This window comes from Erythrobacter sp. HL-111, assembly GCF_900105095.1.
Lineage (GTDB): Bacteria > Pseudomonadota > Alphaproteobacteria > Sphingomonadales > Sphingomonadaceae > Erythrobacter.
The window spans coordinates 1,393,736-1,418,511 of record NZ_LT629743.1 but is presented as its reverse complement, the minus strand read 5'-3'; the positions used below and the strand labels follow the sequence as shown (position 1 = coordinate 1,418,511).

Genomic DNA, 24,776 nt, shown 5'->3' with positions numbered 1-24,776 from the left:
CAACGAGGTCGCTAGGGGGACTGCGTGACATTATTCTTTCATCATGACAGCCAGCGTGAAATTGTTGTCATATGACTGAAGAAAGACAAATATGACCAGAACTTGTCGTCGCCCGGCGCGGGGTGGCGTCGGCTGTGATGCTGCTATGTCACTGAAATCTCGACGGTAAATCCGAAAAGATTGCGATTTTATGACAATGTTACAGTTATATTGCATTTCAGGGACTCATGCTTCACCCTGTGTGGCAGGGATAAGGAGACATGACATGGCCCTTTTGAAAACCACACTCGCTACCGGGGCATTCGCCCTAGCGCTCGCCGTGCCCGCTCATGCACAATATGCAAGCGAAGCCGGTGCTGCCGACGCCTTCGCCGCCGATACGCTCTCCGAGGGGCGGAAGGACGAGGCGATCCGGCTGCTCGAGCGCGAGCGCGCTGCTGCGCCCGACGATCCGGCGATCCTCATCAATCTCGGCATCGCCCGCGCCCAGGCGGGCGACGAGGAGCGCGCGGCCGACCTGTTCAGGGCCGCGCTCGCCAGCGACGACGTGGTGCTGCTGCGGACCGCTTCGGGCGAGGAAACCGATTCGCGCCGACTTGCGCGCAAGGCCCTGAGGATGCTGCGCGACGGCGAATTTCGCCCGGCCGATGCCGCGCCGCGGGACACGCTTTCGCTGCGCGACTGAAGCGCGCCGACAACCGGATTGCCGGATTCGCGAAGACCGGGGCAGGGCGCCATGCCTTGCCCCGGTTTTTTTAATGGCCGTCCGCGCGCGGGCGTAAAGGAAGCGCGGGGAGCAAGGGAAGGCCGAGAAAAGGCGCGAAATCCGCGCGGGTTTGAAGTAGGTGTTTTCCGAGAGTTCGCGTCTCTGTCACCCGCCTGTCATCAATCATCGACATGGGGACGGGCTTGGGGGCTGATTGAGGGACTGATTGGAGGATCCCCGGATGATTCTCGCCCGTGCGAGCAGGCTGGGCCTGGAAGCCGCCGTCGTCGCCGTCGTCGCCCTCACCGGCGTCGCCGCCGAGGCGGACGTGATGGAAGTGGACGAGAACGGCGCCCGCTGGGTCGCCGGCGGTCTGCCCCTGTCCGAAGCGATCCCCGATGGAGCGCTCGCCTCCGGAAAAGGTTCCGGAGGCGAGGAATTGTCCGCGGCCTACGCTGCCGACGCTTCCCCGGGCGGAGACATCCCCGGCACGATCATCGCCGATCCCGCCGCCCACGCCGCCGCGATTCCCGCGGCCTATGCCCGGAAGGTGCACGAGGTCGCGCGCCGTTTCGACCTTTCGCCCGCCCTGCTCGAAGCGGTGGTGTGGCAGGAGAGTCGCTGGCGCGCCAACGCCGTATCGCCCGCGGGGGCGCGCGGGCTCGCGCAGCTGATGCCCGGCACGGCGCGCTATCTCGGGGTCGATCCGGACGATCCGGAGGCCAATCTCGAGGGCGGGGCGCGTTACCTGCGCGAACAGCTCGACCGGTTCGACGGCGACCTCGAGAAGGCGCTCGCCGCCTATAATGCCGGGCCGGGCCGGGTCGAACGGGCCGGCGGCATCCCCGACATCCGCGAGACGAAGCTCTACGTGGCCGCGATCATGGGCCGTCTCGCCAGTCATTCCCGCCCGGCCGATTGAGGCGCGGGACCGGACGCAATCTTCAAGCATGATGGAACACCCGATGAATTCGCTCACGACCTTCCCGGCCCGCATCGCGGCCTTTCTCGCGCTCATCCTGATGCCCGCCGCGGCCTCCGCCCAGACCGAGGCGGCGCGCTCGGAAAGCCCGATCACCGATGCACTGCTGTGGATGCAGAACCTGCTGCTGGGGCCGATCGCGACCAGTCTCGCCGTGATGGCGGTGGCGGGGGTCGGCTTCATGATGCTGACGGGCCGGATGAACTGGCGCTATGGCGGCACGGTCATCATCGGCGTTTTCATCATCTTCGGCGCGCCGCGGCTCGTCAACACGATGGCGACGTTCTGACGCCGTGACCGCGCTCGTCCGCCATCCCGTCCACCGGACCCTGACGCGGCCCCAGATGTTCGCGGGGGTGACGCTCAACTTCTTCATCATCAACATGATGGTGACGACGATCACCTTCCTGATTCTCGACAGCTGGTGGATCGTGCCCGTACCTTTCGTGATGCACGCCATCGGCTATTTTGCGTCCCTGCGCGAACCGCGTATCTTCGACCTGTGGATCACCAAGGTTTCGAAATGCCCGCGCATTGCGAACTACAAGCGCTGGGGCTGCAACAGTTACGCCCCATGATCGATGACGTGACGCGCCTTATCGGCACCGGCCATCCCGAGGAGGCCCGCACATGGTGAAATGGATCGGACCCGCCGCCTGGAGCGCGAAGGAAGCGCGCGTCGGCGACCGCCTGCCCTATGCCCGCCTCGTCGACGAGAGCACCGTGCTGCTGCGCGACGGCTCGGTGATGAGCGCGATCCAGGTCCCCGGCCTCCTCTTCGAGACCGAGGATTCCGACGCGCTCAACGCCCACGCCGCGACGCGCGAGGTGATGCTGCGTTCGACGCTGGACGCGCGGTTCGTGCTTTACCACCACGTCATCCGCCGCCGGGTCGAGGTCGAGCTCGAAGCCGAATTCGACGATCCCCTGTCGCGCCACATCGACGCGCGCTGGAAGGAGCGGCTCGCGGGCGGGTCGCTGTTCATCAACGACCAGTTCGTCACCCTGATCCGCCGCCCCGCGCGCGGCAAGACCGGCCTGCCCGAACGCGCCGCCCGGTTCTTCAGCCGCCGCGGGCAGGAGGAACTGGAAGCCGATCCCAAGGACATCCGCACCCTCAAGAGCGCGATCACCGGCCTCGTCGCTTCGCTGTCGGCCTACGGGGCGAGCGTGCTGGCGGACTACACCTCGCCTTCGGGCGGGATCAATTCGGAGATGCTGGAGCTTCTCTCCGCGCTCTACAACGGCGAGATGCGCCCCGTGCGGCGGCCCAATGACGATGTCGATATCGGCCACATGCTGCCCTATCGCCGGGCGAGCTTCGGCCTCGACGCGATGGAACTGCGGGGGTCCGGTGCGCCCGATTTCGCCGCCATCCTCGGGCTCAAGGACTATCCCGAGGCGACTTCGCCCGGCCTGCTCGACCCGCTCCTGCGCCTGCCGTTCGAAATGGTCGTCACCGAAAGCTATGCCCCGAACGAGCGCACCACGGCGCGCGAGCGGATCGACCTCGCGCTGCGCCGCCTGCGTTCGGTGGACGAGGAGGCCGCGGCCGAACGCAGCGACATGATGAACGCGCGCGATGCGCTCGGCGCGGGATCGGTCGGGTTCGGCGACCATCACCTGACCGTGCTGGTGCGCGAGCGCGACCTGCCGCGATTGGACGATGCCGCCGCCGCCTGCGCCGCGGCGCTGGCCGACACGGGCGCGATCGCGGTGCGCGAGGACGTCAATCTCGAACCTGCCTTCTGGGCGCAGTTCCCGGGCAACGAGGACTACATCGTGCGCCGTGCGCTGATCTCGAGCGCGAACATGGCGGGGTTCGGCTCCTTCCACGGCTTCGCGCTCGGCAGCGCGGCGAACAACCACTGGGGCGATGCCGTCACCCTGCTGGAGACGACCAGCGCGACGCCGTTCTTCTTCAATTTCCACCACGGCGACCTCGGCAATTTCTCCGTGATCGGCCCGTCGGGGTCGGGCAAGACCGTGGTGATGAACTTCCTCGCCGCGCAGGCGCAGAAGTTCCGCCCGCGCACCATCCTGTTCGACAAGGACCGCGGGGCGGAGTTGTTCATCCGCGGGATCGGCGGGCGCTACGACCGGATCAATCCGGGCGAGCCGACCGGCTTCAACCCGCTCGCCTTGCCCGATACGGCGGCGAACCGCGCCTTCCTGCGCGATTGGCTCGGCGTGCTGCTCAAGGCCGAGGGGCCGGAGGAATACGCGACCATCAGCGCGGCGGTGGATGCGGCCTATGCCAATGATTCGCGCCTGCGCCGCCTGCGCCACTTCAAGGAACTGCTCGCCGGCGCCCGTCGGCCCGAACCGGGCGACCTCGCGGACCGGCTGGGCGCATGGATCGGCGACCCTTCGGGAGAGGGCGGGGAGCACGCCTGGCTGTTCGACAACGAGCGCGACGCGCTCGACCTCGAGGAGCGGGTGCTCGGCTTCGACATGACCGCCCTGCTCGAAAACCCGCGCCTGCGCACGCCGGTCATGATGTATCTCTTCCACCGCATCGACGAACGGCTCGATGGCCAGCCGACCATGATCCTGATCGACGAGGGCTGGAAGGCGCTGGACGACGAGGTGTTCGCCGCGCGCATCCGCGACTGGCTCAAGACGCTGAGGAAGCGCAACGCCCTGGTCGGTTTCGCCACCCAGTCGGCGCGCGACGCGCTCGAAAGCCGCATTTCCACCGCATTGGTGGAGCAGACCGCGACCATGGTCTTCATGCCCAATTCGAGGGCACGGCCCGAGGATTACTGCGACGGTTTCGGCCTTACCGAACACGAACTCGCGCTGATCCGCAGCTTGCCCGCGCATTCGCGCTGTTTCCTCGTGCGCCAGCCCGATGCGAGCGTCGTCGTGCGGCTCGACCTGTCGGGCGCGCCCGAGGTGCTGACGATCCTGTCCGGCCGCGAATCGGCGGTCAGGCGGCTCGACCTGCTGCGCGAAGCGGTCGGCGACGAGCCGAGCGCGTGGTTTCCCGCGCTCACCAACCGCGCCTGGCCCGACGGATCGGGCGAAGTCGATGCGGACGGGCACCCGGTGTGGCAGGCGGCGGAATGACGACCTCCTGCGATCTCGTCACCCAGGACATGGGCGCAGGCGTCGCCGCCGCGCTGACCGCGGTCGACTGCATCGCGAGCCAGGTCAGCGAGCAGGCCTTCGGGCGGCTGTTCGGCGACGATGGGCAGATGCGCGCGGTGCTCGTCACGCTGCTGGTGTTCTATTTCGCCTTCTTCGGCATTTCGCTGATGCTCGGCCGGTCGAACCTGTCGGTGCGGCACCTCGTGCCCAAGATCCTCACGGTCGGCCTCGTCCTCTCCTTCGCCACCAGTTTCGTCGCCTACTCGACCGTGTTCTACAACTTCTTCGTGCTCGGGCCGGATTGGGTCGCGGGGGCGCTGACGGGGTCGGAAGGGTCGGCCACGGCGACCTTCGCGCAGAAGCTCGACGTCGTCTTCCTCGCGGTGCAGGAGGCATCAAGCGGGAAGACCGACATCAATGCCTTTTCGCCGCCGGGCATGATGTGGCTCGGCGCGATGCTGCTGCTGCTGGGCACGGTCGGGCTGCTGGTGACGGCGCGGATCGGGCTCGCCCTGCTGCTTGCCGTTGGTCCGATCTTCGTGGTGCTGGCGCTGTTCGAGGGCACGCGCGGGCTCTTCACCGGCTGGCTCAAGGGGATGACCATGCTCGCCCTCGCGCCGCTCTTCGCGGTGCTCGGCGGCACGATCATGCTCGAGATCGCGGTGCCGATCCTCGCTGTGCTGGTGGCGACGCCGGGCGAGATCGACCAGCAGGCGGCGATGGGCTTCTTCCTCGTCGGCGCGGTCCACGTGGCGCTGATGTTCATGGCGCTGAAGGTGGCGGCGACGATGGTGGCCGGCTGGCAGGTGTTCGGCCTCGCCCGGGCGAGCGGCAGCGGGCGGGGAATCGACACCACCCGCATGGCCCGCGACGGCGCGATCGCCGCGATGCCCGGCGCGGCGCGGAGCGCGGCCGCCCCGGCGGCGAGCGCGGCCCCGCGCCGGATCGACGTTGCCGGCATCCGCCCCGCCGCGCCCGCGAACGACTACGGCACCTCTGCCGAGCCCGGGACGGTGCGCGAGACGCGCGTCTATGCGGCCTCTTCCGGTGGCACCCGGGCGGGAGAGGGCGGTCCGGCCGCCTCGCGCACCCACGGGATCGGCAACCGCTTCCGGCCCGCCTCGTCGCGATCTTCCCCGCAGCGCGCGAAAGGCGCCGCGGCCCCGAAAACGGAGACACCCCGATGAAGCGCGCCCTTCCCCTTGCGCTTGCCCTGATGAGTTTCGCCGCGCCCGTCCCCGCCTTCGCCGAGGACGGCGGCACCGAGGGCGATTCGCGGCTGGTCACGCTCACCTATGACGAGGCGCAGGTCTTCACGATCCGCGGCCGGGTGCGGGTCCAGACGACGATCAAGTTCCGCGAGGACGAGCGGATCGAGAACGTCGCGATCGGCGACAGCAAGGCCTGGCAGGTCCAGCCGAACAAGGCGCAGTCGATCCTCTTCGTGAAGCCGCTGGAACCGTCCGCCGCGACCAACATGACCGTGGTGACGAGCAAGCGGACCTATCTCTTCGACCTCATCGCGAGCCCGCGCAACAACCCGCTCTACGTCATGCAGTTCCGCTATCCCGAGGCCGAGAAGGCCGAGCGCGAGGCCCGCCTTGCCGCTGCCGCCCAGGAGGAAGCGCGCGAGGAGGCGAACGCGCTCGAGATGGCGGCCGCGACCGATCCCTACGCGGTGGTCGACCCTGCGCTGCTCAACTGGGAATGGACGCCCGACGGCGACAAGGACCTCCTGCCCGAACGCGCCTATGACGATGGCGAGGCGATGTTCCTGACCTGGCCCGCGGGCGAGCCGATCCCGGCGATCCTCGTCGCCAACGAACGCGGGGACATCGGTGCGGTCAATTTCACCGTGCGCGGCGACACCGTCGTGCTCGACGAAGTGCCCAGCCAGATCATCCTGCGCTCGGGCGAGAATGCCGCGACGCTCACCAACACCGGCCCGGCCCGCCCGCGCAGCGCCGAAGCCGGCGCACGCACGGGGAGGGGCTCGTGACCATGCTCCGCAATGCTCTTGAAGGGGAGAGGAACTGATGCGCCTTGCCATGCGACTGCCGCCGAAGAAGGGTGACACCGCCACGGGCGCGGACGGCGATCCGCGCGAGCAGGAAAGCGCCGAGGTCATCGACCTCGCCAGCCGGAGCGCCTTTCCGGGCGTAGCTGACCGCAAGGCGAAGACCGACGGGCTCGGCCTCGCGGCGGGCGGGCTGATCGTGCTCGCGCTCGGGGCGACGACCTTCTGGGCGATGAACGCGCCCGAAACGCCCGAGCCCGAACCGATCGGCAATCCCGCGGTCGCCCCGCCGCAGGCCGCTGCGCCCGATCCGGCCCCCGCCCCGGCGGAAACGCCCGCACCGCAGGAGGAGCGCCCCGATCCCGCGCCCGCGCCGATCCTCGCGAACGATCCGGGGGCCGAAACCGCCGGCGCGGCCAACCCCTATGCGAGCCCGACCATGGTCTATGACGCGAGCACGGCGGCCAGCGCGATGCGCCTCGCCGAACCGGCCGCCGACGCGGCCGCTGCGGGCGAGGCGATGCCGGGCGGCGAGGAGGCGATGGCCGGCGGTTCGGCGGCGGCCTTCGCCAGCCGCATCGGCGGCGTCGGCGGAATGCCGGCGCAGGCCCGCGCGATGGTCAATCCCACGACCACGGTGACGCAGGGAACGATGATCCCCGCCGTGCTCGAAACCGCGATCAACACCGACGTGCCCGGCTACGTCCGCGCCGTGGTGAGCCAGGACGTGCGCAGCTTCGACGGCAAGAAGGTGCTGATCCCCCGCTCCTCGCGTCTGATCGGCCAGTACCAGTCGGGCGTCCAGCAGGGGCAGAAGCGCGCCTACGTCATCTGGACCCGGTTGATCCGCCCGGACGGCGCCTCGATCAACATCGCTTCGCCTGCGGTCGCCTTCGACGGGACGACGGGCCTTGCGGGCGATGTCGACAGCCATTTCTTCAAGCGCTTCGGTTCGGCCATGCTGCTGTCGGTCGTCGGCGGGCTCGGCGCGCTCGCGACGGGCGGCGTCGGCGGCGTGATCGTCGCGGGCGGCGCGCAGAACGCGGCGAACTCCGCGGTCCAGGCCGACGGGCAGATCAGCCCGACGATCCGCGTGCGGATGGGAGAGCCGATCCGCGTCTTCACCGCGCGCGACCTCGATTTCAGCACCGTTTCGAACTGAGCGTGGCGGGGCAGAGCGAGTGAGCGCGGACATCCATCCCCTTTCCGGCCCGGCGAGCGAGCCGGTCGACGGGGAAGTGCCGCGCGACAGCCTCGCCGACCTTTCCGAACGCAGCGTCTATCTCGACGCCTATCTCGCCCCCTTCCGGCGGTGGCTGCGGAAGGACACGGTGACCGAAATCATGGTCAACCGACCGGGCGAGCTGTGGATCGAAGACGCTTCCAACCCCGGAATGCAGCGGGTCGAGACGCCCGAGATCGACGACCGGCTCGTGCAGCGCCTTGCCGAACAGGTCGCGCGCGTTTCGCACCAGGGGATCAACCGCGAGCATCCGCTGCTGGGCGCGACCCTGCCGGACGGGGCGCGCATCCAGTTCTGCGGGCCGCCCGCCAGTCGGCGTCACTGGGTCATGGCGATCCGCCGCCACCGCAGGCTCGACCTGCCGCTCGACGCCTACGACACCGGCCCGCTCGTTGGCACGCACGCGCCGGCCATGCCCGATCCGCAGGAACAGCCGATCCGCTACCTGCGCGAGGCGATTCGGCAGCGCCGCACGATCCTCATCTCCGGCGGGACGAGCACCGGCAAGACGACCTTCCTCAACGCCATGCTGGGCGAGATCCCGCGGCACGAACGCGTCGTGCTGGTCGAGGACACGCCCGAGCTCAAGTTCCCGGGCGAAAATTCCATCGGCCTCGTCGCGGTCAAGGGCGAACTGGGCGAAGCCAAGGTGACGGCGAACGAACTGCTCCAGGCCGCGCTCCGCCTGCGCCCGGACCGCATCGTTCTGGGCGAACTGCGCGGCGCGGAAAGCGTCAGCTTCCTGCGTGCGATCAACACCGGGCACCCGGGCAGTTTCTCGACCATCCACGCGAACTCGCTCAAGGGCGCGCTCGAACAATTGTCGCTGATGGTGATGCAGACCGGCATCGGCCTGTCGCGCACCGACACGATCGCCTACGCCGCGAGCGTGATCGACGTGCTGGTGCAACTGGGCCGGGATGCGAACGGCAAGCGCGGCATCGTCGAGATCGCCGATAGCCGCAGCCTCGTGTGAGGCGCGTCCGGGGGCCGGACCCGAAACCGGGGCCTTCCGTTCCTATCTGACATTCTTGTGACACCGCACCTTTCGTGATTTACACTCGCGCGCCATGCGAACATGGGGTGCGCGGCGCTTCGCTGCGCCCCAAAGCACGCCGGACACGATGAGCAGCACCGAGGTCACCACCACGCAGGACCCCGCGCCTCCGCCCGCGCCGCAGCCGGGCGGGTCGGGCGACGACTCGCCCTATTTCAACCGGGAGCTTTCGTGGCTCTCCTTCAACGAGCGCGTGCTGGCCGAAGCGTGCAACGAGGCCTATCCCCTGCTCGAGAGGCTGCGCTTCCTGTCGATCTCGGGCAGCAATCTCGACGAATTCATGATGATCCGCGTCGCCGGCCTGGTGGGCCAGGCGCAGCGCGGCATCGACAAGGTCGCGATCGACGGCCGCACCCCGACCCAGCAGCTCGCCGCGATCCGCGAACAGCTGGCGACGATCTCCGACCGGCAGCAGGAGATCTGGCGGAGCCTGCGCGTCTCGCTGGCCGAGGCGGGCATCCATGTCGCGGACGAACACCGCGTGGACCCGTCGGCGCACGAATGGCTCGAGCAGTATTTCCTCGAGGAGATCCTGCCGATCATCACCCCCCAGGCGCTGGACCCGGCGCACCCGTTCCCCTTCGTCCACAATGAAGGGATCGGCCTCCTCTTCACGCTGACGCGCGACGTGGACCGCGAACAGATCATCGAGATGATCCTGATCCCCAGCGCCCTGCCGCGCTTCGTGCGGGTGCCGGGACAGCAGGAAGGCACGGGCGGGGTTCCGGGCGAGGCGATCTACATCTCCATCGCCAGCCTGATCCAGCGTTACGCCTCGAAGCTCTTTCCCGGCTTCACGATCGAGGGCGACGGCCTGTTCCGCGTGCTGCGCGACAGCGACATCGAGATCGAGGAAGAGGCCGAGGACCTCGTGCGGACCTTCCGCAGCGCGATCCAGCGGCGGCGGCGCGGGCAGGTGATCCAGCTCGAACTGGAGGAGGATTTCGATCCCAAGGCCGAGGCCGTGCTGCTCGAACAACTCGGCGTCCACGAAGCCGCGGTGATCAAGACCGACGGGATGATCGGGATCGACGGGCTCGCCGAGATCGTCGGCGAGGACCGGCCCGACCTCAAGTTCGACGCCTATTCCCCGCGCTATCCCGAACGGATCCGCGAACATGACGGCGATGCCTTTTCCGCGATCCGCGAAAAGGATATCATCATCCACCACCCCTACGAAAGCTTCGAGGTGGTGGTCGATTTCATTCGCCAGGCCGCCGCCGATCCGGACGTGGTCGCGATCAAGCAGACGCTCTACCGCGCGGGCGCCCAGTCGGCGGTGATCAACGCGCTGATCGAGGCGGCGGAGAACGGCAAGTCGGTCACCGCCGTGGTGGAACTGAAAGCCCGGTTCGACGAGGAGCAGAACCTCAAGTGGGCGACCAAGCTCGAACGGGCGGGCGTGCAGGTGATCTACGGCTTCACCGACTGGAAGACCCATGCCAAGACCGCGATGGTGGTGCGGCGCGAGGACGACGGCTTTCGCACCTACTGCCACTTCGGCACCGGCAATTACCACCCGGTCACGGCGAAGATCTACACCGACCTCTCCTTCTTCACCGCCGACCCGAAACTGGGCCGGGACGCGGCCAAGATGTTCAATTTCGTGACCGGCTACGTCGAGCCGCACAGCCTCGAGAAGATCCACATCGCCCCCATCGACCTGCGCGAGGAGATCTATCGCCGGATCGACACCGAGATCGCCAACGCGCAGAAGGGCAAGCCGGCGGCGATCTGGATGAAGTGCAACCAGATCACCGATCGCGGCATGATCGACCGGCTCTACGCCGCGAGCGATGCGGGGGTCAGCGTCGAGCTCGTCATCCGCGGCATCTGCTGCCTGCGCCCCGGGATCCCGGGGCTGTCCGATAACATTCGGGTGAAATCGATCATCGGCCGCTTCCTCGAACACAGCCGCATCTACGCCTTCGCGAACGGCCAGACCATGCCGGGCCCGAAGGCCGCCGTGTTCATCTCCTCGGCCGACCTGATGGAGCGCAATCTCGACCGGCGGGTGGAATCGCTCATCCCGATCGACAACCGCACGGTGCACGACCAGGTGCTGCAGCAGGTTCTGCTCGCCAACATGCTCGACACGCAGCAGAGCTGGTGGCTCAACGCCGACGGCACCTATTCGCGGGTGGAAACGGACGTCAAACCGTTCAATTGCCACCGCTATTTCATGACCAACCCTTCCCTGTCGGGCCGCGGCGGCTCGCTTGAAGCGGGCGGGGTCCCCAAACTTTCGCTGCGCAAGGGACGCGCAGGCTAGGACGTTTCTTCCATGAATTCCCGCAAGCAGCGGCACGACCGGGACGGCGTCTTCGCGGGCAACCGGCCGGAACGCGCCATCATCGACATCGGCTCCAACACCGTCCGGCTCGTCATCTACGGCGGATCGATGCGCGCGCCGACCGTGCTTCTGAACGAGAAGGTGACCGCCCGGCTCGGCAGCGAGATCGCGGGGAAGGGGCGGCTCGCCGAAGAATCGGTCGATCTTGCGATGCGGGCGCTCAGGCGGTTCGTGCTGCTGCTAGAGGATCTCGAGATCGAGGATGTCGAATGCGTCGCCACCGCGGCGGTGCGCGATGCCTCGAACGGGCCGGAATTCGTCGAGGCGCTGCGGGCGCTCGGGCTTCGCCCTCGCGTGATCTCGGGCGAGGAGGAGGGGCGGCTTTCGGCCATGGGCGTGGCGGGCGCGTTCCCCGGCGCTTCGGGCATCGTCGCGGATCTCGGCGGCGGGAGCCTCGAACTTGTGCGGCTTGCGAAGGACGAGACGAGCGCGGCCGCCTCGCTTCCGCTGGGGACGCTGCGCCTGCCCGATTTCCGCGAGGACGATCTCGAGGGCGGCGGGTCCAAGGACGTGCGCGCCGACATGCGAAAGGCGCTCGAAAAGACGCTCAGGAAGGCCGGCTGGGGCGAGGAAAGCTTCGCCGCGGGGGCGGCCGAAGGGGAAGGGCGCACGCTTTACCTCGTCGGGGGCACGTGGCGCGCGATGGCGGTCTTCGCCATGCAGGAACAGGGTCATCCGCTGTCCGACCCGCACGGTTTCGAACTCGCTCGCGAGGAGGCCGAGGCGCTGGCGAAGAGGCTCGCCGCGCTCGGCCCGGACGAACTCAAGCCGCGCGAACGGATTTCCTCGATGCGCGCGGAAAAGCTGCCCGATGCGGCGGTGCTGCTGCTCGCGCTGATCGCCCGGCTCGCGCCGGAGCGGCTGGTGTTCTCCTCCTGGGGGCTGCGCGAGGGCCTGCTCTACGACCGGCTCGCGCCGCACGGGAAGGTGCAGGACCCGCTGCTCGCCGGGATTTCCGTGTTCGCGACGCTGCGCGGCGCGCCGCCGCCGCTGTCCGCGCGGGTCGCGGCCTGGACGGTCGATGCGGCCCCGGCGCGGCGCCACGGCAGCGAGCGGCTGCGACTGGCGGCGACGATGCTCGCGCTCGCCTCGATGCAGATCGAACCGAATATCCGCCTGCCGCAGGCGATCGACTGGGCGCTGCACAAGCGCTGGATCGCGGTCGACGGCAAGGGCCGCGCGATGATGGCCGCGGCGATCGCGGCGAACGGCAACAGGACCGACCTGCCGCAGGAGATCCGCGACCTAGCCGGTGCCGAAGCGATCGCGGAGGCGCAGGTGTGGGGTTTCGCGATCCGTCTCGCCCGCAGGCTCGGCGCGCGCTCGCGGCGCTCGCTCCAGGTCAGCCGACTGCTGGTCGAGCAGGGCACGCTCGTCCTGCGTCTCGCCGAAAGCCACCAGGCGCTTTTCGGCGTCTCCACCGAAAAGGACATGAAGCTCCTCGCCGCTTGCAAGGGGATGGACTGGCGGGTCGACATCGTCGCGGACGAGGCGCTGCGCGCCGACATGTGACGGCTCAGCGCGCCACGCGGTCCTTCCCGAAGGGGTTGAAATCGGTGTCGGTGTCGAACAGGTCGATCCCCTCGGCCTTCTTCAGCCAGCCGACGACGAGATAGGTCACCGGCGTCAGCAGCGCCTCCCACGTGACCTTGATGAGCCATTGCGAGAGCACGACCTGGAACAGGGTTTCGGGCGGCCATCCGGCGAGGCCCCAGAAGGCGAGCGGGTAGAAGATGAGGCTGTCGAGCCCCTGTCCCACCACGGTCGATCCGATCGTGCGGGTCCACAGGGCCTTGCCTTTCGTCCAGACCTTCATCTTGGCCATGACGATGGAATTGGCGAATTCGCCCGCCCAGAACGCCGTCATCGAAGCGATCACGATGCGCCAGGAATTGCCGAAGACGTTTTCGTAATCGGACTGGAACGGCCAGCCCTCCGCCGGCGGCAGGCTGACCACGACCCAGGCCATGAAGGCCATGAAGGCGAGCGCCGCGAACCCCGTCCAGATCACCCGCCGCGCCCGGGCATAGCCATAGACCTCGGTCAGGACGTCGCCGATTATGTAGCTGATCGGGAAGAACAGGACGCCCGCGCCGAAGATCCACGCCTCGCCCCCGGGAAGGGTGACGTAGGACGGTTTCGACGCCCCGATGAGATTCGACAGCAGCAGGATCGTGACGAAGCCCGCCATGACGAGGTCGTAGTGGCGAAAGGCCGCGGGCGCATGGCTGGTCGCGCGGATGCCGTCGTGGGGATCGGTGTCGAAGGCCGCGGCGGGATCGGCGGCGGCGCCGGGGCCGGCGGCAAGGGCGGGGTCTTGGAGCGGCTTTTCCATCGAAAGCGATGACTAGCCATGTTTTCGCGGGCCGCAAAGCGCGCTATTGCACCCCGACCCGCCAGCCGGGTGCGCGCCCGTAGCTCATCTGGATAGAGCGCGAGACTTCTAATCTTGAGGCAGCAGGTTCGAGTCCTGCCGGGCGCACCACTCCTTTTTTCCCGGTACAAAAATCCCCTAAGAGCATGAAGGGTAGGGTCAAATTTGCGGTTCGAAATCCCTCATTCCGGGCAAAGCGAAGTTTGTCCGCGAAGGTGAGTTTCAGCACCGCGCGCTTGTCCTCAAAACGCTCGGAACGCCAGAGTTTCTGGGGGTTTGACAGGAACTGCATGGCGGTTCGAAACGACTCCTCGAAGGCGTCACCTTTCGAGGCGACCAAATCACCCGCATGAGCGATTTTTTCCTCCAGCAGAACCTTTTCAGATTTCAGCTTTGAGAGCTTGGCCTCATAGGCGTCGATCACCTCCACATTCTGCGTGGAGACGATGCGCTCGACCAGACCCTCAATTTGGGTTTCGATTTTGGACACCTTGCGCTTCATGCTCGCCCGGCGCTCGACAACGAGTTTGAGACGCATGTCCCACAGGTCACGGAACATCGCGAGCGCGACTTCGAACAGCTTGCGTGTGGGCGCAGCACCTTCGAGGAGCGCGTCAAAGGCCCCCTCCAGCTCGTCACGACGGATGGATTTGCCCTTTTCAGAGCAATCCCGCGTGAAGCAGTGATAATAGGCGTAGCGCCCCCCATTGCCCTTTGACCAATAGCCGGTCAGCGGATTGCCGCACGAATCGCAGCAGATAAATCCGCGCAGCGGAAAGTCCTCGCTCAGGTCTTTGCGCGCAGGTGCGCGCGCTTTCCCGGCAAGACGATCCTGGATGAGCTGGAACGTCTCATAGCTGATGATCGGCTCATGCTTAGCCTCTCTTATTCACGGCGATGCGGTTGGGCGCCTCTCGGCGCGAGCTTGACGCCACTGCTGCGTGCGGCGGCGTAGAGCGGGCGTGCGGCACCGCTGGCGTCTGTTTCACCGCGCTGTGATCGATGGGCTTTTCTGGTTGAAGGACTTGGCTCGGGGTTTCTGCGGCACTGCCGCGCCCGCTACGTCGGCGCAGGCTTGAGCGCGAGAACGATGGCACGCATCAGATCGGCATCGGGGCACGCAGAGGCGAACGCTACGCGGATTCGGGTGGCGCTTTCCATGACGCGGGCAGCAACCTTGAGCAGCCGCAGGCGCAGGGTCGTAAACTCGGCTTTTGCCAGAGCGGTGGTCTTTGGGATCGCCTGCTGAACGCGCCACAGCAGCCAGTAGGCAGCGGTGTGCAGGATCAGGCGCATCTGGTTGGCGTTCGCCGACCGGCACGAGGTGCGGTCACTGGCCAGCTGGGTCTTGTGCAGCTTGATCAAGTTCTCGGCCTGCCCGCGCGCACAGTAGAGCGTGTCATAGATGTATTCAGCCGAGCCTTGGGTTAGCGATGTGACGACATAGCGGATATCCATGCCCAGCGTGCTGGCCTCGATCCTGGCGACGACGCGGCGCTGGCGGTTCCAGCTCTTCGCGCCGTAGCGGGTCTCGGCATAGCTGTGCAGGACCGGGAGTTGGCACTCGGCGCGGCGGACCGCGCAGGCATCGGCGGCAGTGACGATAACCGGATCAGCGCGCAGCGCGGCGTTGGTCGGCAGACCGAACACGTAATCGACATGGGCCGCCTCGCAGAAGGCCATGACCTCGGGCCGTCCATAATGCCCGTCACCGCGGATGGTGATGTGGGTATCAGGCCAGTGGCGGCGAAGATGGCGCACCAGACGCCGGATATGCCCTGCCGCCTCCTTGCCAGAAGGCGTCTTGCCCGTGCGCAGCAGCATCGCCACCGGCCGGCCCGTTGCCGTGTCGTAGACATGGATCGGCAGGAAGCAGCGCTCCCCATGATGTCCGTTCCAGAAGGAGAGTTGCTGATAGCCGTGCACGACGTCGCAGGTGTCATCGATATCCAGCGTCACCGCCGCCGGCGGAGTGGGGTAGCTGGCGCAGTAGATGTCGATCATGATCCCCAGCATCTTTGCCAGCTCGCGCGTGCTCGGCGCATTCTCCCAGCGGCTCATCGTCGGTTGGCTGGCCAACCCCGCACCCGATCCCGGCAGCTTGCCCAGCGCAAGGCGGAAGCCCGGATCATCGCGCAGAGCGTCGAGATCATCGGCATCCTCATAGCCGCAGGCGATCGCGAACATCCGCGCGCGCAGGATATCTTCAAGCCGATGAACCACCCGAGCAGGATCGCGCGGATCGGCAATACACGCCGCAAGCCGCTGGCAGAGCCCCATCATGCGCTCGGCCTGAGCCAGCACCAGGACCCCGCCATCCGAGGTCAGCCTGCCGCCGTCAAACGCAGCTGTGACCTTCTTGCCGCGCACTGCTGGAAACGAAAATACGGACGCGCTATCATCGCATCCGGCGGGTGTGGTCTGTGGCATATTTTGCCCCGTTGCAGGTCTGGCTTAAGCAACCACATTCCTACAACAATGCAAATGCTTACGCCACTCCCGCCAACCCGTCAGACCACCGCCGGTGAATAATCCGGGCTAGGGGTACCGAGGCGTTGCGGATCACGCTGAACACCGCGGCGGCCGCGATGCGCGGATCGTCGGACTGGACCACCGCATCGATATAGTTCGAGGCGCGCACGAAGCGGTCGGAGGCGCGGTTGGTGCCGGGCAGGAATTCACGCGCGTTCACGCCCTTCCAGTACCGCGTAATGGCGAGCTGTTCGGCATAGACCGGTTCGTTGGTCATCACCCGGTGGTCACGCGAATGATGGATCGCCTGTTCGCCATCCACCCATTCGAGGATTGCGCTGTCACCGGTGGCATCGGACAGGGAAAGATGGACCGTGGTGAGCCGCCCCGGCTGACCGGGCACCTCCCCGGTCGCAAGATTGATCGGGTTTGCGCGGATATGGTCGACGGCTTCGGCGACTAGGCCGCGAGATAGCGCGAGAAGAGCAGCCCGACGATGGCGAGCGCGATGATCGGGATGCGCTGGGTCCACGCCGAGGGATTGAAGCTCCAGCCCGGCGGGACTTCCGGTTCGCGGCGCCGGGCGAGGAGCGATGGGCCGACTTCCGGCTTCGCGCCGATCGCGAATCCGAAGATCAGCGCCCCGACGAGCGTGTCGGAAAGATAGGCCGCGGCGTTGGGGGTGACGAACAGGACCGGCAGCGCCATCACCACCATGCCGATCCCTGCCGAAAGCCAGCGCGCGAAACCGAGCCTCGCGCTGAGCGATGCGGTGGCGGTGACGAGCAGGAGCGCACCCGCAGCGAATTCGCTCCACGCGTAGAACGGATCGTCGATGCCGATCATCGGGGGCTGCGTCATCAGCCAGAAGGCGAGCGCGAGGTTGACGAAATGGGTCCAGCGGGTCGCGCGGTGCTGTTGCGCCCTTTCGGCTTCCACCGCCGCACGGATCCTCTCGGGATCCTCGACCCCTTCCTCGGCGGCATCGTTCAGCCACTGGGGCGCAGTGAGCCCGTTGCGTTCGTACCATGCCCTGGGATCGCGCTTGAGGTTCGCGATCATTGCGGGCAGTTCGTCCTGCAGGCGGCGCTGCGGACGCCAGCCGAGCCATTGTTCGGCCCGCCTGATGTCGAGCGCGTAGTGATCGTCGCTCATCGAGATCATGAAGGGCTTGATGAAGGGCTTCTCACCCTGGTCGATCGCGTCGGGCACGAGCGGTTCGGCGGCGTTCTGCGCCGCCGCGCCAGCCTTCGCGACGGATTGGGGCACCTTGATCGTCGCCCATTCGTCCGCCCCGTGGATCAGTTCGCCGATCCGGTCCTGCAGGCTGTCGTAGCCCATCGCGAAGGGCTCGCCGACCAGGATCTCGGCATCGGGCGGCAGGGTCCTGCGGCGTTCGAGGGTGCGCCGCATCGCGTCGATCATGTCGTCGCGGTGGAGCATGGACTGCCCGGCGTTCAGCGGTCCCGAATAGAGATGCGAGAGCAGGCTGCGTTCGTAGATGCGGGCGATCTGGTTGGAGAGGGTGGGGACGGCGGCTTCGCTGTCATAGACCCCGGCGAGCCTCAGGATCGCGTAGGGCATCCGCGCCTCGTCCCGGATCAGGTCCTCGACCTTTTTCTTGGATCGCGGATATTCCCAGCGCGGACCCATCGGGGTCGTCTCGTCGATCCGCTCCCCCGGGTCCTGCGGTTCGTGGACGAGCATCGTGCTCGCATAGATGAAACGCTCGACCTCGAAGCCTTCGAGCGCCTCGAGCAGATTGCGCGTCCCCTCGACATTCACTTCGTCATACAGCGGGCTCGGCTCGCCCGAAAAATCGAAGAAGGCGACGAGGTGGATGACGGCGGCGATGCGGCGCCCGTGCTCGCGCGCGATCTTGTCCAGCGCGAGGCGGAGCGACTGGGGCGAGGTTATGTCGATCTCGACATTGGCCGGCCCGTCGTTTTCGTCGCCGCTGTCTCGATCAAGGCCTATGATTTTGTATTCATTGCGGAAAGCTTCGTAGAGGGAACGCCCGATATTGCCGCCTGCCCCGGTCATCAGGATCAGCGGCTTCGGGTGATGGCGGGCCTCGTCGGCGGCGTTGGTCAACTCGTCTGCTCCCGTCTCTCCCCCCCGGATCAATACATCGCGCGCCGATGCGTTTCGGACCGGGCGGAACGATCGCGCCCCGCTTTCGCTGAACCAGCATGGCAGCACCCGCGAAACAGTCCTGCCCGATCGCGCAGGGGCGTATCGCTTCGGCGGGCGTCCCTGCCCGCGTCAGCGAGGCGGATGTCCCCGTCTTGGTCCGGCACACGCGGCTCGATCCGGGCCGGGCCGGGGCGGGGCGGGGCAGGAACCGGACGAATGACGGCTGACCTTTCCGGCCTTGCCGCGCTCGTGACTGGCGGCGACACGGGGATCGGGGCCGCGATCACGCGCGAACTCGTGCGGCGCGGAGCCCGCGTGGCAATCAACTGGCACAGCAAGCCCGACGACGCCGAGGAACTTGTCCGCGAACTTGCGCGCGAAGGCGCAGAGGCCATCGCGGTCGGCGGCGACGTTTCCGAGGAGGCCGACGCCCGTCGGCTCGTCGCCGAGACCGCCGCCCGCTTCGGGCGGATCGACATCCTCGTGTCCAACGCTGGCATCCAGATCGACGCGCCGGCGCTCGAGCTCGGGGCGGCGGACTGGCGCAAGGTGCTGGACGTGAACCTGACCGGCCAGTTCCTCGTCGCCCGCGCGGCTGCCCGCCGCTTCATCGACCAGGGCGTGGGCGAGGGCCGCCGCAGCGCCGGGGTGATCGTGTGCATGAGCTCGGTCCACGACATCATCCCCTGGGCGGGCCACGTGAACTATGCCGCGGCCAAGGGCGGCGTCGACATGATGATGAAGACGCTCGCGCAGGAATGGGGCCGTCACCGCATCCGCGTGGTGGGGATCGCGCCCGGTGCGATCAGGACCGACATCAACCGCGAGGCATGGAGCGACGAGGACGCGGCGCGGGAACTGCGCGAACTCATCCCCTACGGCCGGATCGGCGAGGTCGAGGACGTTGCCCGCCCGGTCGCCTGGCTGTGCAGCGCCGAAGCCGATTACGTGACGGGCACCACGCTTTATGTCGACGGCGGCATGACGCTCTATCCGGGCTTCATCGGCGAAGGCTAGCCCTGCCCGGAATTTTCAGCCGGCATCGCCCGAAGGCCGGTCGGCGGCGGGGCGACGTTCCACCACCATGTCCTCGAGCCCGCCCATGCGGAACCAGCGGTAGCCATGCGGTTCGAGCACGAAATCATGGCGCCCGTCCGCCTCTGCCGGGATCGCCCGGTTGGTCTGGAGGCAGACGAGTTCGCGCTCGCAACCCGGCTCGTCGGCCATCTCGATGGCGAATTCGACCCGCTCGTCGATCAGGTTGTGGGTGTAGAACGATACCCGGCCCGCATGGACATAGCGCAGGGCGAGGATGTGCGCGGGACTGTCGAGCACGCTGAAGTCGCCGTGCCCGATCTCGGTCAGCTCCTTGCGCATCCGCAGCGTCGCCTCGGTCCAGCGCAGGAAGGAATCCGCGCTCGCCCGCTGCATCGCGACGTTGCACTTGCGATAGCCGTAGGGTCCTTCGTCGATCACCGGTCGGACCGGATCGGCCGCGGAGGAAAAGCCTGCATTCCGGTCGCCGGACCATTGCATAGGGGTGCGGGCGGCCTCGCGCTGGGGGAGGGAGAGGTCGTCGCCCATCCCGATCTCGTCGCCATAGCGGATGACCGGCGTTCCGGGCATCGTCAGCATCAGCGAATAGGCGAGTTCGAGGCGGGCGCGGTCGCCGCCCAGCATCGGGGCGAGCCGCCGCCTGATGCCGCGATCGTAGAGCTGCATGTCCTCATCCGGCCCGAACGCCTCGAACACGGCATCGCGTTCCTCTTCGGACAGGCGGCCGATGTCGAGTTCGTCGTGATTGCGCAGGAAATGCGCCCATTGTGCATTGGGCGGGACGCCCTGCGAAGCCCTGAGCTCTTCCTTGAGACGCGTCGCATCGCCCGTGGCGAGCGCGAGGAAGAGCGCCTGGTTGACCGGGAAATTGAACATCATCTGCAGCCGGTCGCCCGCTTCGCCGAAATAGTCGGTGCAGTCCTCGGACGGGATGTTCGCTTCGGCGAGGAACACGACCTCGCCCTTGCGCCACTGGGCGAAGTCCCGCAACCGGCGCAGCAGTCCGAAGGCCGGCTCCGGGTCCTTCACGTCGATCCCGTCCGCCGCGATCAGGAAGGGCACGGCATCGACCCGGAAACCCGATATGCCGAGTTCGAGCCAGAAGCCCACGATCTTCAGCAGTTCGGCCTGCACCTGCGGATTGGCGAGGTTCAGGTCCGGCTGGAAGTCGTGGAACTTGTGAAAGTAGTAGGCTCCGGCCGTCTCGTGCCACGTCCAGGTCGTTTCCTGCACGCCGGGAAAGACCATGCCTTCGTCCGCATCTTCGGGCCGCTCGTCCGCCCAGATGTAGAAGTCGCGGTAGCGGCTGTCCGGATCGCTCGCCGCCGAGAGGAACCAGGGATGCTCGTTCGACGTGTGGTTGAGCACCAGGTCCATCAGCACCCGAATGCCGCGCTGGCGGCAGGCCTGCGTGAACTCGACGAAATCGCCGAGCGAGCCGTAGCACGGATCGACCCCGTAATAGTCGGCCACGTCGTAGCCGTGGTCGCGCCCGGGCGAAGGATGGAACGGCATCAGCCAGATCGCCGTGACCCCGAGTCCCTGGAGGTAGTCGACCCGGTCGAGCAGGCCGGCAAAATCGCCGACGCCGTCGCCGTTCGAATCGAGAAAGCTGTCGAGCGACAGCGAATAGATGACCGCGTTCCTGTACCAGCGTTCCTCGTTCATGACGGCCCGCCGACCGGCTTGACGACGATACCCTCGTCGGGCGCGAGCCGGTCTGGCACCTTGCCTCCGCTCCCTTCCGCAGGGGCCGAGGAGAACACCCTTTCCCCTTTCGAGAATTCGTCGGGCAGGGCGGGCAGGTCCGCTTCCTCCCCCGTGAAGTTCAGGATCACGGCGACCCGCTCTTCTCCCGACCGTCGCTCGAAGGCGAAGACCCTGTCGTCGACCGCCAGCTCGCGGTAATCGCCCTCGCGCAGCACGCGCTCCCTGCGGCGCAGGGCCAGCAGGCGGCGGTGGAGATCGAGCATCGAGCCCGGCTCACGGCAAAGCGAGGCGACGTTGCGTTCGCGCCAGTCGCGCGACAGCGGCAGCCACGGCTCGCCTGGAGAGAACCCCGCGTTCGGCTCGGTCGACCACTGCATCGGAGTACGCGCCCGGTCGCGGTTGAAGCTCGCGTCCGGCTCCTGCAGCGCCCAGGGATCCTGCACCCGGTCCGGCGGAATCTCGACATCGCAAAGGCCGATCTCGTCGCCGTAATAGATGGTGGGCGTACCGCGCAGGGTCAGCAGCAGCATCGCCGCGATCCGGGCCTGCCGTTCCCCGACGCGCGCGCCGATCCGCGGGCGGTCATGGTTGCTGAGGACCCAGTTCGGCCAGCCGTGCGCGGGCAGGGCTTCCTCGTATTCGCGCACCAGCGCGGCGATGCGCCGCGGACGCCAGGGGCATTGCAGCAGCAGGAAGTTGAACGGCAGGTGCACCCCGCTCTCGGCCCCTTCCCCGTAATAGGCGACAAGCCGTTCGAGCGGCAGGTAGATCTCGCCGATCAGCAGGCGGTGGTCGTATTCCCCGACGACGCCGCGCATTTGCGTGACAAGCTCGTGGATTTCCGGCTGATCGGCCGAATGGACCTGGAGGTTGCGCTCGATCTCGGGCTGGCCGGGGCGATAGGAGGGGTTGGGCGGGTTGTCGCGGAACTGCGCGTCCTTGACGAGGTGCCAGATCACGTCGACCCGGAACCCGTCCACGCCCTTGTCGAGCCAGAAGCGCATGACGTCGAACATCGCCGCGCGGACCTCGGGATTGCGCCAGTTGAGGTCCGGCTGCGAGGCGAGGAAGGCGTGGTGGTAATACTGGCCCGTGCGCTCGTCGAAATGCCAGGCGGGGCCGCCGAAATTGCTGATCCAGTTGTTGGGCGGCCCGCCGTCTGCCGCCGGATCCCGCCAGATGTACCAGTCGCGCCTTGGATCGTCGCGCGAGGAACGGCTTTCCTCGAACCAGCGGTGCTGGTCAGAGGTGTGATTGGGCACGAAGTCGAGCAGCAGCTTGAGCCCCAGGTCATGCGCCTCGGCGAGCAGGGCGTCGAAATCCTCCATAGTGCCGAACAGCGGGTCGATCGCGCGGTAATCGGCGACGTCGTAGCCGAAATCCTTCATCGGGGAGGCGAAGATTGGCGACAGCCACACGGCGTCGACGCCGAGATCGACGAGATGCGAAAGGCGCGAGCGGATCCCGGCGAGGTCGCCGACCCCGTCCGCATCGCCATCCTGAAAGGACCGCGGATAGATCTGGTAGATCGTTCCGTCCTTCCACCAACCGGCCTGTCTCGTGAAAGTGCCCATGCAGCGGCAATGGCGCGCGGCCGCTTCCGTTCCTTCGCCCGTTTCTCGCACAATCGGGAGACAGGGGCGGGCCGTCGCAGGAAAGCCCGCCCGCGCGGAACGAGGGACCCGCGCCCCCATTGAGCGACAGGAGCACAAGGCGCGAAACCGGGAGAGCGAAGCGATGCAACTCAAGCCCCTCGAACAACAGACCATCGTCATCACCGGCGGATCGTCCGGTATCGGCCTCGCCACGGCCAAGCTTGCGGCACAGCACGGGGCCCGGGTCGTCATCATCGCCCGCGACGAGAGCGGCCTCGAGGACGCCGCCCTCCAGGTCCGGGCGGCCGGCGGGCCATGCGACACGATCAGTGCCGATGTCGGCGACCGCGCGCAGGTCAGGGCGGCGGTCAACACCATCGTCGACCGTTACGGCGGGTTCGACACCTGGGTGAGCAATGCGGGGATCGCCGTCTATTCGAAGCTCGAGGACCTCGACGACGAGGACCACCGCAAGCTGTTCGAAACCAATTACTGGGGCGTGGTGCATTGCGCGACCGAAGCGCTGCCCCATCTCAAGCGGCGCGGTGGCGCGCTGATCACGCTGGGTTCGATCTCCTCGCAGATGCCCGCGCCGCTCCTGTCGTCCTACACGGCCAGCAAATACGCGGTGAAGGGCTACATCGATTCCCTGCGGCTCGAACTGATCCACGAGGACGCACCGGTCTCGGTCACGCTGATCCAGCCTTCGGGCATCAACACGCCTTTCGGCGAACACGCGCTCAACCGAATGGAGGATCGGTCCCGCATTCCGCCGCCGGTCTATTCTCCCGAAATCGTCGCCAGGGCGATCTGCCGCGCGGCCGAGCATCCTACCCGCGACGAGATCGTCGGCGGGGCGGGGCGCGCCATGACGCTGCTCGCCCGCTTCGCACCCGGTCTCGCCGATCACCTGTTTTCGGCCGCATTCTTCAAGACCGCCCGGATGGAGGGGGTTCCCAAACGCGCCGAGGACGGCGGCTTTCATCGCGGCGGCGGAGACGGCAAGGTTTTCGGCGACCAGGACGAGCATATGCGCGAGACGAGCCTCTACACCGCGATGCGCCATCATCCGGTCGCCTCTGTCCTCGGCCTTGCCCTTGCCGTCGGAGGACTGGGACTGGCGCTGCGCCGCCGCTGACCCCGCCGCACGGGGCCGCCGCCCGCTGTTCGCGCGCGTCCTAAGCTATGTTGGCGCATGGCGGGCAGCTTGGGTCCATGCTGCCTCGCGCGATCGTCCGGCCGTTCGCCGGATGAATGTCGGCAGAGGAGGTCTTAGTGCAAGCCATCCCCTATTGCGGCCCCGCACCGGAACCGGAGCGCATTCTCGCCGCCTGGAACCTCGACCCGATCCTGATCGCCGCGCTGGTGGCGCTGGGATGGGCGCTGCGCCATCAACCGGCGCGGGTGCTGGGCGGGTTCGGCCTGCTCGCGCTTGCCTATCTTTCGCCGCTCTGCTCGCTCAGCGCCGGGCTTTTCTCGGCCCGCGCGGTGCATCATCTCGTGATCGTCTTCGGGGCCGCGCCGCTCCTTGCCGGGGCATTGCGCTGGCGGCGCGTTCCGCTCGTCCCCGCGTTCGCCCTGCACCTGTGCGTGTTCTGGCTGTGGCACCTGCCGGCCGCCTACGAATGGGCGCTTGCGAGCGATCCTGCCTACTGGTCGGGGCAGCTCGCCTTGCTGGGATCCTCCATGCTGCTGTGGAGAGCCCTGTCGCGGCCGGACCTCCCGGTGCATTCGGCCTTCTTCGCGCTCATCGCGACGGTCATGCAGATGGGCCTGCTGGGGGCGCTGCTAACCTTCGCTCCGCGGGCGTTCTATTCCGCGCACTTCCTAACGAGCGGGCAATACGGCCTCAGCGCGCTCCAGGATCAGCAGGTGGCCGGATTGCTCATGTGGGTCGGCAGCCTGCCGCTCGCGGTGCTGGTCGCGGGTTCGGTGCTCGGGCGCCTCTATGCGCGGCTCGCGCCGCGACCCTCGTCCTGATC

Annotated in this window: 20 protein-coding genes, 1 tRNA gene and 1 pseudogene; 15 read left to right on the top strand and 7 right to left on the bottom strand. The window is 67.4% G+C overall.

The window, feature by feature from the left end; all coding sequences use genetic code 11:
* Positions 1-265 precede the first annotated feature (265 nt).
* From BLU08_RS06785 to BLU08_RS06735, 11 genes are all read left to right on the top strand, one after another.
* Positions 266-685, top strand: coding sequence for a hypothetical protein (locus BLU08_RS06785; protein WP_090197194.1), 420 nt, complete (start codon positions 266-268; stop codon positions 683-685).
* Positions 686-947: 262 nt separating this feature from the next.
* The gene (locus BLU08_RS06780) at positions 948-1,628 is read left to right on the top strand and encodes a lytic transglycosylase domain-containing protein (RefSeq protein WP_090197191.1); all 681 of its coding nucleotides are present in this window, start codon (positions 948-950) and stop codon (positions 1,626-1,628) included.
* 43 nt (positions 1,629-1,671) lie between these two features.
* Positions 1,672-1,977, top strand: coding sequence for a TrbC/VirB2 family protein (locus BLU08_RS06775; RefSeq protein WP_233996123.1), 306 nt, complete (start codon positions 1,672-1,674; stop codon positions 1,975-1,977).
* 4 nt (positions 1,978-1,981) lie between these two features.
* Complete coding sequence (locus tag BLU08_RS06770) at positions 1,982-2,266, top strand: type IV secretion system protein VirB3 (RefSeq protein ID WP_090197188.1); 285 nt, start codon at positions 1,982-1,984, stop codon at positions 2,264-2,266.
* Positions 2,267-2,318: 52 nt separating this feature from the next.
* Positions 2,319-4,760: a VirB4 family type IV secretion/conjugal transfer ATPase gene (locus tag BLU08_RS06765; RefSeq protein WP_090197184.1), complete on the top strand. Its 2,442-nt coding sequence runs from the start codon at positions 2,319-2,321 to the stop codon at positions 4,758-4,760.
* On the top strand, positions 4,757-5,968 hold the full coding sequence (locus BLU08_RS06760; RefSeq protein WP_090197181.1) for a type IV secretion system protein: 1,212 nt from the start codon (positions 4,757-4,759) through the stop codon (positions 5,966-5,968). The genes BLU08_RS06765 and BLU08_RS06760 overlap by 4 nt, the downstream gene beginning before the upstream one ends.
* The gene (locus BLU08_RS06755; protein ID WP_090197178.1) at positions 5,965-6,780 is read left to right on the top strand and encodes a TrbG/VirB9 family P-type conjugative transfer protein; all 816 of its coding nucleotides are present in this window, start codon (positions 5,965-5,967) and stop codon (positions 6,778-6,780) included. The genes BLU08_RS06760 and BLU08_RS06755 overlap by 4 nt, the downstream gene beginning before the upstream one ends.
* Positions 6,781-6,817: 37 nt before the next feature.
* Positions 6,818-7,960 (top strand): TrbI/VirB10 family protein, encoded by a 1,143-nt coding sequence (locus BLU08_RS06750; protein WP_233996122.1) that lies wholly within the window; start codon positions 6,818-6,820, stop codon positions 7,958-7,960.
* Positions 7,961-7,979: 19 nt separating this feature from the next.
* Complete coding sequence (virB11, locus tag BLU08_RS06745; RefSeq protein ID WP_369816836.1) at positions 7,980-9,017, top strand: P-type DNA transfer ATPase VirB11; 1,038 nt, start codon at positions 7,980-7,982, stop codon at positions 9,015-9,017.
* Positions 9,018-9,165: 148 nt separating this feature from the next.
* Positions 9,166-11,370 (top strand): RNA degradosome polyphosphate kinase, encoded by a 2,205-nt coding sequence (locus tag BLU08_RS06740; RefSeq protein WP_090197174.1) that lies wholly within the window; start codon positions 9,166-9,168, stop codon positions 11,368-11,370.
* Positions 11,371-11,382: 12 nt separating this feature from the next.
* The gene (locus tag BLU08_RS06735; protein ID WP_090197170.1) at positions 11,383-12,963 is read left to right on the top strand and encodes a Ppx/GppA family phosphatase; all 1,581 of its coding nucleotides are present in this window, start codon (positions 11,383-11,385) and stop codon (positions 12,961-12,963) included.
* A 4-nt stretch (positions 12,964-12,967) separates the two neighbouring features.
* On the opposite strand, the gene BLU08_RS06730 is transcribed toward BLU08_RS06735, so the two are convergent.
* Positions 12,968-13,786: a queuosine precursor transporter gene (locus BLU08_RS06730; protein WP_090197165.1), complete on the bottom strand. Its 819-nt coding sequence runs from the start codon at positions 13,784-13,786 to the stop codon at positions 12,968-12,970.
* Positions 13,787-13,859: 73 nt separating this feature from the next.
* Here BLU08_RS06730 and BLU08_RS06725 point away from each other — a divergent pair.
* Positions 13,860-13,936 (top strand) — tRNA-Arg (locus BLU08_RS06725).
* Positions 13,937-14,450: 514 nt separating this feature from the next.
* Here the strand turns inward: BLU08_RS06725 and BLU08_RS15620 are convergent.
* The 4 genes and pseudogenes from BLU08_RS15620 to BLU08_RS06705 form a co-directional block, all read right to left on the bottom strand.
* Positions 14,451-14,597: pseudogene (locus tag BLU08_RS15620) on the bottom strand (recombinase zinc beta ribbon domain-containing protein); the annotation flags it as partial.
* A 287-nt stretch (positions 14,598-14,884) separates the two neighbouring features.
* Complete coding sequence (locus BLU08_RS06715) at positions 14,885-16,255, bottom strand: IS1380 family transposase (RefSeq protein WP_090193798.1); 1,371 nt, start codon at positions 16,253-16,255, stop codon at positions 14,885-14,887.
* 58 nt (positions 16,256-16,313) lie between these two features.
* Positions 16,314-16,700: a linear amide C-N hydrolase gene (locus BLU08_RS06710; RefSeq protein WP_197676900.1), complete on the bottom strand. Its 387-nt coding sequence runs from the start codon at positions 16,698-16,700 to the stop codon at positions 16,314-16,316.
* Positions 16,701-16,756: 56 nt separating this feature from the next.
* A complete protein-coding gene (locus BLU08_RS06705; RefSeq protein WP_233996121.1) occupies positions 16,757-18,391 on the bottom strand; it encodes an NAD(P)-dependent oxidoreductase in 1,635 nt (544 codons plus the stop codon).
* Positions 18,392-18,649: 258 nt separating this feature from the next.
* Here BLU08_RS06705 and BLU08_RS06700 point away from each other — a divergent pair, with 258 nt between their 5' ends.
* Positions 18,650-19,450 carry a glucose 1-dehydrogenase gene (locus BLU08_RS06700; protein ID WP_090197160.1) on the top strand — a complete coding sequence of 267 codons (801 nt, stop codon included), beginning with the start codon at positions 18,650-18,652 and terminating at the stop codon, positions 19,448-19,450.
* A 15-nt stretch (positions 19,451-19,465) separates the two neighbouring features.
* Here BLU08_RS06700 and BLU08_RS06695 read toward each other — a convergent pair whose 3' ends face one another.
* Together BLU08_RS06695 and BLU08_RS06690 are read right to left on the bottom strand one after the other, a co-directional pair.
* Positions 19,466-21,157: an alpha-amylase family protein gene (locus BLU08_RS06695; protein WP_090197153.1), complete on the bottom strand. Its 1,692-nt coding sequence runs from the start codon at positions 21,155-21,157 to the stop codon at positions 19,466-19,468.
* Positions 21,154-22,773 carry an alpha-amylase family glycosyl hydrolase gene (locus tag BLU08_RS06690; RefSeq protein ID WP_090197149.1) on the bottom strand — a complete coding sequence of 540 codons (1,620 nt, stop codon included), beginning with the start codon at positions 22,771-22,773 and terminating at the stop codon, positions 21,154-21,156. Before BLU08_RS06690 ends, BLU08_RS06695 begins: the two co-directional genes overlap by 4 nt.
* A gap of 163 nt (positions 22,774-22,936) precedes the next feature.
* Here BLU08_RS06690 and BLU08_RS06685 point away from each other — a divergent pair, with 163 nt between their 5' ends.
* Positions 22,937-23,932, top strand: a complete 996-nt coding sequence (locus BLU08_RS06685) for an SDR family oxidoreductase (protein ID WP_090197145.1) — start codon at positions 22,937-22,939, stop codon at positions 23,930-23,932.
* A gap of 137 nt (positions 23,933-24,069) precedes the next feature.
* On the top strand, positions 24,070-24,774 hold the full coding sequence (locus BLU08_RS06680) for a cytochrome c oxidase assembly protein (RefSeq protein ID WP_197676899.1): 705 nt from the start codon (positions 24,070-24,072) through the stop codon (positions 24,772-24,774).
* Positions 24,775-24,776 lie beyond the last annotated feature (2 nt).

Bases quoted from the DNA above. Each gene is read 5' to 3' on its own strand.
- BLU08_RS06785 (WP_090197194.1), top strand. From the start codon at position 266: ATGGCCCTTTTGAAAACCACACTCGCTACCGGGGCATTCGCCCTAGCG.
- BLU08_RS06780 (WP_090197191.1), top strand. From the start codon at position 948: ATGATTCTCGCCCGTGCGAGCAGGCTGGGCCTGGAAGCCGCCGTCGTC.
- BLU08_RS06775 (WP_233996123.1), top strand. From the start codon at position 1,672: ATGAATTCGCTCACGACCTTCCCGGCCCGCATCGCGGCCTTTCTCGCG.
- BLU08_RS06765 (WP_090197184.1), top strand. From the start codon at position 2,319: ATGGTGAAATGGATCGGACCCGCCGCCTGGAGCGCGAAGGAAGCGCGC.
- BLU08_RS06760 (WP_090197181.1), top strand. From the start codon at position 4,757: ATGACGACCTCCTGCGATCTCGTCACCCAGGACATGGGCGCAGGCGTC.
- BLU08_RS06755 (WP_090197178.1), top strand. From the start codon at position 5,965: ATGAAGCGCGCCCTTCCCCTTGCGCTTGCCCTGATGAGTTTCGCCGCG.
- BLU08_RS06750 (WP_233996122.1), top strand. From the start codon at position 6,818: ATGCGCCTTGCCATGCGACTGCCGCCGAAGAAGGGTGACACCGCCACG.
- BLU08_RS06740 (WP_090197174.1), top strand. From the start codon at position 9,166: ATGAGCAGCACCGAGGTCACCACCACGCAGGACCCCGCGCCTCCGCCC.
- BLU08_RS06735 (WP_090197170.1), top strand. From the start codon at position 11,383: ATGAATTCCCGCAAGCAGCGGCACGACCGGGACGGCGTCTTCGCGGGC.
- BLU08_RS06730 (WP_090197165.1), bottom strand. From the start codon at position 13,786: ATGGAAAAGCCGCTCCAAGACCCCGCCCTTGCCGCCGGCCCCGGCGCC.
- BLU08_RS06715 (WP_090193798.1), bottom strand. From the start codon at position 16,255: ATGCCACAGACCACACCCGCCGGATGCGATGATAGCGCGTCCGTATTT.
- BLU08_RS06700 (WP_090197160.1), top strand. From the start codon at position 18,650: ATGACGGCTGACCTTTCCGGCCTTGCCGCGCTCGTGACTGGCGGCGAC.
- BLU08_RS06695 (WP_090197153.1), bottom strand. From the start codon at position 21,157: ATGAACGAGGAACGCTGGTACAGGAACGCGGTCATCTATTCGCTGTCG.
- BLU08_RS06690 (WP_090197149.1), bottom strand. From the start codon at position 22,773: ATGGGCACTTTCACGAGACAGGCCGGTTGGTGGAAGGACGGAACGATC.
- BLU08_RS06685 (WP_090197145.1), top strand. From the start codon at position 22,937: ATGCAACTCAAGCCCCTCGAACAACAGACCATCGTCATCACCGGCGGA.